Below are 10,242 nucleotides of genomic sequence, written 5' to 3'. Positions count from 1 at the left end.
AAACAGTAAAGCTTCGCTTTACGCAAGGCTTAACTCGCAGCTAAAGCAAGCGAGAATGCGCCCTAAAAATGTTCAATATGGCATTTGCGACCGTTGTCGCCCTATTGGTGATCCCCGCAATGTACCGACTCATCTCTTCGTCAACTCACTCACTAGGGTTAGTTGAAGCACAACTTAATGACGCCATTGCCGCTCAAAAAGCGCAACAGCCTTAACCTTCACAGGTGTAATAATGACAACCCTTGCCGTATTCGTAGATGTGCAAAATATTTATTACACCTGTAAGCAAGGTTTTGGGCGTTCATTTAATTACCGCGCCTTGTATAAACGTTTATCCGCACAAGGCAATATTAGCCATGCTATCGCCTATGCGATTGCTCCGGCAGATGACGGACAGGTTAAATTTCAAGATGCACTAAAACATATTGGCTTTACGGTTAAAACTAAGCCTTATATTCAGCGTAGTGATGGCTCAGCCAAGGGAGATTGGGATGTCGGTATTACTATCGATATGCTTGAGATAGCCCCCATGGTAGATGAAGTTATTTTACTGTCTGGTGATGGTGATTTTGATTTGTTACTCAAAAAAATCAACCAAACGACCACATGCTACACCCATGTAGTAAGTGTTGAGCGCCTTACCGCAAAGTCGCTAACCGACCAATGTCAGCAATTTACCGCCATTGATAACACATTATTGATTTAGCCATTTACGCCATTACTTTATTTCGCATACGCTTTATCGACACTCTTTTACAATAGCTAATCCTGATGAGTGTCTATTAGCGGTTAAATCAATAATCGCTCTAGATAAGCGATTTAATGGTTTGTCTTTGCAAAAATGAAACCGCGACCGCATAGGGTTAGGGTTGTTATTGATGTCGCTTGTCAGTCAACAATTTCAAATCGATAAAGCTTTTCTCTACGCTATGCTAGCCAAAGAAATCAGTAACATTATGTAAAAAAAGAGCAACGGCTCGGCTTGTAACAAAAGTGATAGCGTCACGTTTTAATATAAAGGCATTACTCAAATGCTTAATGCTTAATGCTTGTCATTGTGTGCTTATAAGACACTTCGTGATGCAATACCAACTGTCGGATTAAGTAAATTATCCTGCCCAGGACAACGATAACAGACACGATCTAAAAATATGTTTTTTTGCTGTTAAGCTAAGTCGGCATCAATGCTGACATTATATCTTTGTGCTTAAAGCCCACCGGATCGTCAGTGGGTTTACTCAATAGACCACCTCTATTCATCACGGCATTCATCTGCACATTAAACTGAAATAACTTAATCCCATCTCCTGAGCCATCATTTTGGCTATGGCTGATATATCCCCAAACCACTTCAACATACTCGTTTCAGCGCTCCCGAAGAACAAGGCCTAAAGGCTAGGACGCTGCGTGGCTAGAACCTATAAAATCTTAGCAGCCAAGCGACACTTGAGCCTAACAAACCGAAGGTCGCTCTAGCAGCCATAGGGGCTCTTTAATTTGCACGGTGACTTTCCAGCTTTCGCCCGTGATGGTATTTATTTCAATCATTTACCAGCCAAAATCGACGCCTTAACAAACTAACTTGATGACTAACACTATGGCTAGCCTATTGATCTATTAGCAAAACAATCAATTAGTTAATATTAATATTACTCTTTTCCGTTACCCTTATTATGACCATTAATCTATCACTGAGTCAGTTTGTAGGCATTAGCAGTAATCATATTCTAGCGGCTATTGATTGGCGATATTCGCAACAGAGGAAATATCACTTTAATAGTAAAGGTGCTATTATCCGCTTGGCGCAACAGGAACATTTAATAAAGGATTATATGTCGTTAATAGGTTACCCAAACGTCCTGCTTGGTTACATTCTAACTGGCAAAGTGTGGCGTATATTTGCTCAGGTTACTTTACTTGCACTTGTAAGCGCTTGCGTTATCGTCACCCCTAAAATGGCAGTGGCAGAATCACTAAGAATCACGTTAGCAGCAGAAGATAGTTGGCCCCCGTTTGCTGATGAAGTCGGCAGAGGTATTTCCCACAACATTATCAACCATGCTTTTGAGCAAGTTGATGTTGAGGTTTCCACAATTGTCGTACCTTACTCTCGGGGTCTGATTATGACCGAACGCGGCACTGTTGATGGCGTCTTTAATGTCACCCGTGAGCAGAGCACTATTGATCGCTTTGTATTTGGTAATGAACCTCTTTTTACCGTAACGGCTTCTTTTTTCTTTGCCAAAGAATACCCTACCATTGTGAATAATAAATGGCAGATCCCAGCACAGAGCACGATTGGCATTGTGAATGGTTATGAATACGGAGATGAATTTATGACACTTGTAGAAAAACTGAAACTACACGTTATTACCGTTAATAGTCAGCGCCAATTGATCAATTTACTATTAGTGGGCAGAATTGATGCTGCTATTATGTATGATCTTGTCGCTGATGTTTACATTAACCAGATGGGTGTTAGCCATGATATAAAAGCAAAATTTAACAATCATACCAGTGAAATATTTGTCGCGTTCTCTAAACATAATCCACAAGCAAAGCACCTTAGCCAATTACTCGATAAAGGACTGCTCACGTTACAAAAACAAGGCAAGTATCATCAACTGCTTCTGCCCGCAAATAATTAACCACAATACAATGAATAACATAAGGTCATAGTGTAATGAGCCATGTCTCTGTAGAGCCCAAATACAGTCCAGTTCACTCTTTTGCGGTACAAATTTATTATGAAGACACCGACTTTTCTGGTGTGGTGTACCATCCTAATTTTTTAAAGTATTTCGAACGCGCGCGTGAACATGTCATTGGTGCAGATGTGCTTAGTCAACTTTGGCAGCAACAACAATTAGGTTTTGCGGTTTATCGCAGCGATATGTTATGTCACGATGGGGTTGAATTTGCAGAAATTATTGATGTTCGTACTCAATTTTATTTTGAAAGTAAGTATCGTACAGTGTGGAAACAGCAAATATGGCGTCCCAATGCCAAAAAGCCTGCGGTAACGGCAACCGTTGAAATGGTCTGCATGAACCAGAAGCGTCAACTTGCGCCTATGCCTGCAGAATTAATCGCCCATTTATCGGTGGGATCTTAGTCTTAGCAAGGTCACCTAAAACGTCTCAATGTCGCCTTAAAGGCCATTATGTTATGGGTGTTTAATTTGCGGATGATTAAGTTGCGGATAAATGTGTTCAAACTCACTGGCAGTGAAAGGTTTCGCAAAGTAATCACCTTGAATCGTATCCACCCCAAAAAGATGTAACGTCTCTAAGACGGACTTAGATTCCACCCCTTCAACCGTCACTTCAAAACCTAAATTTTTAGCGAGATCGATACTGGTCTTAACAATTTGTTTCGCGGCTTTGGACGTTTCAAATTCATCTAAAAAGGCTTTATCAATTTTCACTTCATCTACGGGTAAATGACGCAAATAAGCCAAAGAAGAATGGCCGGTACCAAAGTCATCAATGGCCAATTTAACCCCGATATCTCGCAATTGATTTAAGGTCATAATAGTTTGTTCCAGTGATATCATTAAGGCGCTTTCGGTGATTTCAATCGTAATGGATTCGGCAGGAACCAGATACTGGGATAGTTTTGTAGCGACATCGACTGCCAAATTGGGATTATCTAAATCAGTTGATGACAAATTAAGCGCAACATTAACGTAAATCCCCATATTTCGCCATTTGGCTTGTTGAGCCAACACGTTATCCAGCACCCAAGGACTTAGAATATCAATTATTCCGGTTTGTTCCGCTAATGGAATAAATTCACTCGGTGAAATTAATCCTAAGCTTTCATGCTGCCAACGGATCAATGCTTCTACCTGCTTACATTGGCCACTTTTTATATCTAATTTTGGTTGAAAGACCATAAATAATTGATCTTGCTTTAATCCTTTAGGCAAGCCATTAATGATTAGCAATTCTCGGTATTGCGCTTTATCATCATCCTGATCATAAAAAGCAATCGGCCGCTTTAATGCTTTGGCTTTCTTCAGGGCTAAATCTAAGCGGCGAAGCATCAAACTCACATCCGCATGATGTTCACTTAATGACAACACCCCTAATTGCATTTTGATACTGATGGGCTGCTGTTCAATTTCAAATGGTCTTTGTAAATCATTTTTTATGGTGAGCAACTGCTCGATAGTCAAGGGTTGGTGATAAAACAACAGAAACTCATTACCGTTCATCCGCGCAATAAACTGTGCTTTGCAGTTAAGACTATCGATCCGCTTTGCAAATGCTTTAAGCAGTTTGTCACCAAATAAAAAACCAAATAAATCATTCACAAAACGAAATTGGTGAATATCCACCAGCACCAGCATGCCTTCAGAAATCGGCATTCTAGCCAGCATTTTTCGTTTAAAGCCGACACGATTGGCTAATCCGGTTAACTTATCCCGTTCGGTAATAAACAGGCTTGATTGATGCAAATCATGAAGAACGTTAATGAGCGGTTTTAACGATTTAGAAGAAGAGTCTATATTAAATGAATCTTGGTTAAGCAACCTGAGTTCAAGCGAGTGAGTTAATCGCTGAATAAATCGATGTTGACGCCAATGAATAAATGCAACAATGCACAGCATAACTGCAATAATAAATAACATTGTTATCAGTAAATAATTCATCATGTTACAGTTTCAATCTTGTGGTTTTTAGACATTAAACAGCATTATATTTGGATAGTGTTCATTCTGGTATTGGCTCAAAGAGTAATATCCATAAAAAATATCCATTAATAAGGCTATTCGTAGCTTTGCTTAATTGAATGATACATCTCAATAAATTCATCACTGGCAAGATCTTCTGGTGTCACAGGTAGCCCGCGCTCGGCAAACACCCCTAACCTTCCCTCTAAGTCTTCACCAGCACGAAGTTCACCCGTATAGAATGCTGCGGATCGAATAAAATCAAGGTAAGTGACCGTGTTAGGCAGGTAGTGAAGATCAGACCAACGTTCAACCACTTCCATTACCTCTGGGGCAAAGTCCCATGTTTTTAATACAGCACGACCAATCGGCCCCTGCATTTTACGCACTAAACTGCGTAAATCGTCAATTCGACTAAACAGTTCAGGTTGAGCTTCTGCTTCGGTTAATACCGGTAATGCACCAATATTATGCACTAAGCCCGCAAGGGTTAACGTATCACGATTTAATTTTTTAGTGGGATGACGCTTATTATACATTTCGAGCATGGCACAGGATGAAGCGGTGACCTCAATCGAGGTTTTCCATACTTCATCCATGACTTCCCACACCATTTCGTTAGTGGAGATAAATAACTGCTCCATGGCAACAGAAGTGGTAATAGATTTTATTTGCACTAAGCCAATACGACTAACCGCTGCATTGATACTTTCCGCTTTGTTACCCCGAGAATACAAGGCACTGTTAGCCACTTTAATAATTCGAGCTGAGATAGCGGCATCTTGACCAATAATATCTGCGACTTGTTTAAGACTTGAATCTTGACGAGACACGACTTCTTGAACGCGCATAGCCACTTCAGGCAATGTCGGTAGCACTAAAGCATCATCTTTAAGCTTCTTTAATAGTCCAACCAAGAGTTGATGTTCCGTCGACATGGAGTCTCCATAAATATATAGTCAATAATGTTGTGATTATATACCCAAACCGATAACGTTTGCGATTACTCAACAAGCTAGAACTTAATTAATTGTCCGCTGTTGTGCCAATTAATCGCTTAAATATTGCCTTTGTCATACTAAAAAGACAACCGACATCACAAATACCAAGGCTATATTTGTCCGCGCTAATATCCTTAAGTAAGCTTCCGACCTTGAGTTATGCAATATCCCATTAGGTCGAGAAAAACCATGTTTAAACCTGAATTATTATCTCCCGCTGGTACGCTTAAAAATATGCGTTACGCCTTTGCTTATGGTGCCGATGCCGTTTACGCAGGCCAACCTCGTTATAGCTTACGAGTCAGAAATAATGATTTCAAAATGGAAACGCTCGCCACCGGTATAGAAGAGGCACATGCCCTTGGCAAAAAATTGTATGTTGTGAGTAATATTGCACCTCACAATGCCAAGCTAAAAACCTATATTAAAGACATGCAACCTGTCATTGCGATGAAGCCTGACGCCGTTATTATGTCAGACCCAGGGCTCATCATGATGGTCCGCGAGGCCTTTCCTGAGCAAGTGATTCACTTATCGGTTCAAGCTAACGCGATTAACTGGGCGTCAGTTAAATTCTGGCAACAACAAGGCATTAAACGAGTCATTTTGTCTCGTGAATTGTCTCTGGATGAAATTGAAGAAATTCGTCAACGTTGTCCCGATATTGAATTAGAAGTATTTGTTCACGGTGCACTTTGCATGGCGTATTCTGGCCGTTGTTTACTCTCTGGTTACATGAATAAACGCGACCCAAACCAAGGAACCTGTACTAATTCCTGTCGATGGAAATACGATGTGCACCAAGCACAGCAAACTGAGACCGGTGATATCATCCCTGTCGCCCCCACGGTACAGTTTGAATCGCCAACATTAGGTTCTGGCCAACCCAGTAGCGACATTGTCCTATTGCAAGAAGCCGGTCGACCTGGCGAGTATATGCCAGCGTTTGAAGATGAGCATGGCACCTACATCATGAACTCAAAAGATTTACGCGCCATTCAACATGTGGATCGCTTAACCCGAATGGGCGTGGATTCATTAAAAATTGAAGGCCGTACCAAATCTTTTTACTATGTCGCGCGCACGGCGCAATTATACCGCCAAGCCATTGAAGATGCGGCTGCTGGCAAAGATTTTGATCGAACCTTGATGAGCAACCTTGAAGGCTTAGCGCATCGCGGTTATACCGAAGGATTTTTACGTCGCCATGTCCATGACGAATATCAAAATTACCAATATGGTCACTCTGTCAGTGATAGCCAGCAATTTGTCGGTGAGTTTACTGGGCAACGAAATGCTCAAGGATTAGCTGAAATTGACGTTAAAAATAAGTTTTCCGTCGGTGACAGTGTTGAAGTAATGACAACCGAAGGTAATTTTGTTATCACTATTGAATCGTTACTTAATCGCAAAGGCGAGTCAATCGATTCCGCGTTAGGCTCGGGGCACTTCGTGTTTCTAGCGCTGCCAGTGGATATTAATGTAAACAAAGCGATGTTAATGCGTAACCTACCTGAAGGGTTAGATACGCGAAACCCTCATCAACCCAGTTAACTTAAGGTTTTTATGGCATTAATCATTGACGATAGCTGCATCAATTGTGACATGTGCGAACCCGAATGCCCTAATGAGGCTATCACTATGGGTGAAGAGGTGTATGAAATTGATCCCGCATTGTGCACTGAATGCGTCGGGCATTACGACAAACCGACTTGTGTATCGGTTTGTCCCATTGATTGTATTGATCCCGACCCAGAACATATAGAGTCACAAGATGCGCTATTAATAAAATACGCAGCAATCACGGGCAAACTGGCAGATTAACACCGGCAAGGACTATGTTGAACCTATGCCACCGACAGTCATTACCTTTAACGAAACGACTGTACATTCAACAATAGAGAGCGCTGCGCCATAAATAAAGACCTATCTAACAGATAATGACCAATGCTATTGGATGATCTAGGCAACCCATGTCAAAGATTAGGAAACGAGATGAGGACATTAACCGTCAAGCAGACAACGCGGGCGACAAAACGTTAACCGCCCTTTTCTTAACACCTCCATATTAATAATGGCTTATCCACGATGGCGACATCAGTAATAGTGACAGAGGGTTTTATTCGCCAATCTGAGTTAACGACAAAACGTTAACCGCACGATTTCATAACACCTCCATATTAATTATGGCTTATCAGCAATGGTGACAGAGGGTTTTATTCGCCAATCTAAGCTGACGACAAAACGTTAACCGCCCCCTTCTTAACACCTCCGTATTAATTATGGCTTATCAGCAATGGCGACAGAGGGGTTTATTAGCCAATCTGAGTTAACGACAAAACGTTAACCGCACCCTTTCTTAACACCTCCATATTATGGCTTATCCGCGATGGCAACATCAGCAATGGTGACAGAGGGGTTTATTCGTCAACCTAAGCTGACGACAAAACGTTAACCGCACGATCTCTTAATATCTCCATATTAATTATTGCTTATCAGCGATGGCGACTTTGAGTATGCATTAACAGATTATCGCGCCGAGAGGATATTTCTGGGAATAGTGGCGCTTGGATGTATGCCTTTGAGGCAACAAAAAATCGACGTTAGCCAGATTTTCAAAGCCCTTGGCACCACCAACATCATCCCAATACATTAGATGACGTTGCCATTGACCTCACTGATGCGAACGATGAGCTTGGCCTTAGTTAAGCTTGAAAGTCTATGGCCTTCTTACTTCACCGATTCAGCGACAACCAGGGGCTTTCACTCGAACTTATCACCCGATCAGATAACATAATCCGCCTTCAAACGACGGTGATTAGTTATTCGATAATGTATGTAAACCCTTAAATAGTTATACGGAAACTATCAAATATGGTAGTTCAGGTAAATATGCTAGTTAGGTATTTGATAGTTTAGCAGTTGATATTATTCAAGCACAGAAAAATAGTATTTATATCAATAAATTAGCTTAATTCAGGTTCGATATTAATTCTGGCATACTCGTTGCAAAACACCTCAATAGAACGGACAACCAGTCCGAAAGTAGTAACAATCTTGTTACTACTCAATTTAACATTCCTTATAAGGGAAATAATGATGATCATGCTTAAAAACAATTTAAACAAATTACTGTTGCCATTAGTTATTGGTGGTTTATTTGCTGGAAATGCGATGGCTGCTGGCCCAACGGCAGTTAATCTTAAAAGCGCAGGTTCTTTCACTATTTTGAGCCAATCTGGCATTACTGATGTTTATCGTTCTGCCATTGTTGGTGATGTCGGCACTAGCCCTATCACAGGTGCGGCGCTACTACTTAACTGTAATGAAGTGACCGGCGCTATTTACACGGTTGATGCTGCGGGCCCAGCACCCTGCGCGATAAATTCAGCAAGCTACCTAGAATTGGCTGTGGGTGACATGGGATTTGCTTATGACGACGCCGCAGGACGTGTTTCAGTGGATTTCAATGAACTTGGTGCCGGCGAAATTGGCGGCCTAACGATGGCTCCAGGTCTTTACAAATGGTCTTCAGACGTTAATATCAGTAAAGATGTCACCCTTTCTGGCGGCCCAAATGATGTCTGGATTATGCAGGTGGCAGGTAATCTTGATCAGGCTAATGCAATGAACGTAACGTTAGCGGGTGGCGCACTAGCCAAAAACATTTTCTGGCAGGTCGCAGGCTCGGTAACGCTTGGAACGAACTCACATTTTGAAGGTATCGTACTGAGTAAAACGATGATTGCCGTAAATACCGGCACCTCTATCAACGGTCGATTATTAGCTCAAACGGCAGTGACTTTACAACAAAATGCCATTACTCAGCCTGCTGAATAAGTAGCAAGTAAGAGGGGGAGATGTTAGGTAAATATTTTCCCTACAAGTCAATTTAACAGGATTACAAGTTCAGCTCTGTCATCCTGTTTTTTTTGGTTTATTTCATTGGTTTTTCAAGCTTTTTTAATTATTTTGAAGCAAATCAATGGAGGTGCTTTTATTTGGTAGGTTACACGTTAAATACGCTAACGCTAAAGGCTTTCCCTGACCATTCGGTGATGTATAAACGTTAAAATATAACAGAAGGTAAGATGAATAATAAATTATTTTTTTGGATTAAAAGTATTTTAGCAAAATCATTCACAATGATTTTTTTAGGCTTAACTGTGGCTATTATGTTTTCATTAATGACGACCATTTTCAAAGGTATTTCAAATGGAACTGACATCATGCAGATTTTTTTGAGTAGCATCAATACTGGGATCATCGCGCTTGCAGTATTTGAGTTGGCTTTGGTGATAAATAAAGAATATTCAGGCCATGAGGAAAGTGAGAGTGATGCTGTTGCCATCTTAAGGAGAACGATTCCTAGATTTATCGGAACGGTTTGTATTGCGCTATCGCTTGAGGGATTAATTATGGTGATTAAGTATAGTCAACTCGATCTCGCCGGTAATTTATATTATCCAGTCGCCATTATTTGCAGTACTGCATTACTTTTGATTGCCTTAGCTATTTTTCTGCACTTTACAAAAAACACCCAAACATCGGCTGATTAACCCC

Annotated in this window: 10 protein-coding genes; 8 read left to right on the top strand and 2 right to left on the bottom strand. The window is 41.0% G+C overall.

Features of this window, described 5'->3' with window-relative positions; translation table 11 throughout:
* Positions 1–77: 77 nt before the first annotated feature.
* From AAEZ02_RS17410 to AAEZ02_RS17395, 4 genes are all read left to right on the top strand, one after another.
* The gene (locus AAEZ02_RS17410) at positions 78–215 is read left to right on the top strand and encodes a hypothetical protein (protein ID WP_351124206.1); all 138 of its coding nucleotides are present in this window, start codon (positions 78–80) and stop codon (positions 213–215) included.
* A 17-nt stretch (positions 216–232) separates the two neighbouring features.
* Positions 233–706, top strand: coding sequence for a LabA-like NYN domain-containing protein (locus AAEZ02_RS17405; protein WP_101032479.1), 474 nt, complete (start codon positions 233–235; stop codon positions 704–706).
* A 967-nt stretch (positions 707–1,673) separates the two neighbouring features.
* Positions 1,674–2,648 (top strand): substrate-binding periplasmic protein, encoded by a 975-nt coding sequence (locus AAEZ02_RS17400; protein ID WP_351124204.1) that lies wholly within the window; start codon positions 1,674–1,676, stop codon positions 2,646–2,648.
* A 35-nt stretch (positions 2,649–2,683) separates the two neighbouring features.
* Positions 2,684–3,115 (top strand): acyl-CoA thioesterase, encoded by a 432-nt coding sequence (locus AAEZ02_RS17395; RefSeq protein ID WP_101032480.1) that lies wholly within the window; start codon positions 2,684–2,686, stop codon positions 3,113–3,115.
* Positions 3,116–3,166: 51 nt separating this feature from the next.
* Here the strand turns inward: AAEZ02_RS17395 and AAEZ02_RS17390 are convergent, their stop codons facing one another.
* Together AAEZ02_RS17390 and AAEZ02_RS17385 are read right to left on the bottom strand one after the other, a co-directional pair.
* On the bottom strand, positions 3,167–4,660 hold the full coding sequence (locus AAEZ02_RS17390) for a putative bifunctional diguanylate cyclase/phosphodiesterase (protein WP_502959596.1): 1,494 nt from the start codon (positions 4,658–4,660) through the stop codon (positions 3,167–3,169).
* A gap of 113 nt (positions 4,661–4,773) precedes the next feature.
* Entirely contained in the window at positions 4,774–5,616 is an 843-nt protein-coding gene (locus AAEZ02_RS17385; RefSeq protein ID WP_101032481.1) for an HDOD domain-containing protein, read from the bottom strand.
* A 252-nt stretch (positions 5,617–5,868) separates the two neighbouring features.
* Between AAEZ02_RS17385 and trhP the strand changes: the two genes are divergently transcribed.
* The 4 genes from trhP to AAEZ02_RS17365 all read left to right on the top strand — a co-directional run bounded on the left by trhP (position 5,869) and on the right by AAEZ02_RS17365 (position 10,238).
* Positions 5,869–7,233 carry a prephenate-dependent tRNA uridine(34) hydroxylase TrhP gene (gene trhP, locus AAEZ02_RS17380; RefSeq protein ID WP_351124198.1) on the top strand — a complete coding sequence of 455 codons (1,365 nt, stop codon included), beginning with the start codon at positions 5,869–5,871 and terminating at the stop codon, positions 7,231–7,233.
* A 12-nt stretch (positions 7,234–7,245) separates the two neighbouring features.
* Entirely contained in the window at positions 7,246–7,503 is a 258-nt protein-coding gene (locus AAEZ02_RS17375) for a YfhL family 4Fe-4S dicluster ferredoxin (RefSeq protein WP_124012052.1), read from the top strand.
* Positions 7,504–8,778: 1,275 nt separating this feature from the next.
* Complete coding sequence (locus AAEZ02_RS17370; protein ID WP_101032484.1) at positions 8,779–9,519, top strand: ice-binding family protein; 741 nt, start codon at positions 8,779–8,781, stop codon at positions 9,517–9,519.
* Between the two features lie 251 nt (positions 9,520–9,770).
* The gene (locus tag AAEZ02_RS17365; protein WP_101032485.1) at positions 9,771–10,238 is read left to right on the top strand and encodes a hypothetical protein; all 468 of its coding nucleotides are present in this window, start codon (positions 9,771–9,773) and stop codon (positions 10,236–10,238) included.
* The last annotated feature ends 4 nt before the right edge of the window (positions 10,239–10,242 follow it).

The sequence above is a fragment of the Shewanella sp. T24-MNA-CIBAN-0130 genome (genome assembly GCF_040310185.1).
Classification (GTDB): domain Bacteria; phylum Pseudomonadota; class Gammaproteobacteria; order Enterobacterales; family Shewanellaceae; genus Shewanella; species Shewanella psychromarinicola.
This window is presented reverse-complemented; position numbering and strand designations above follow the sequence as displayed.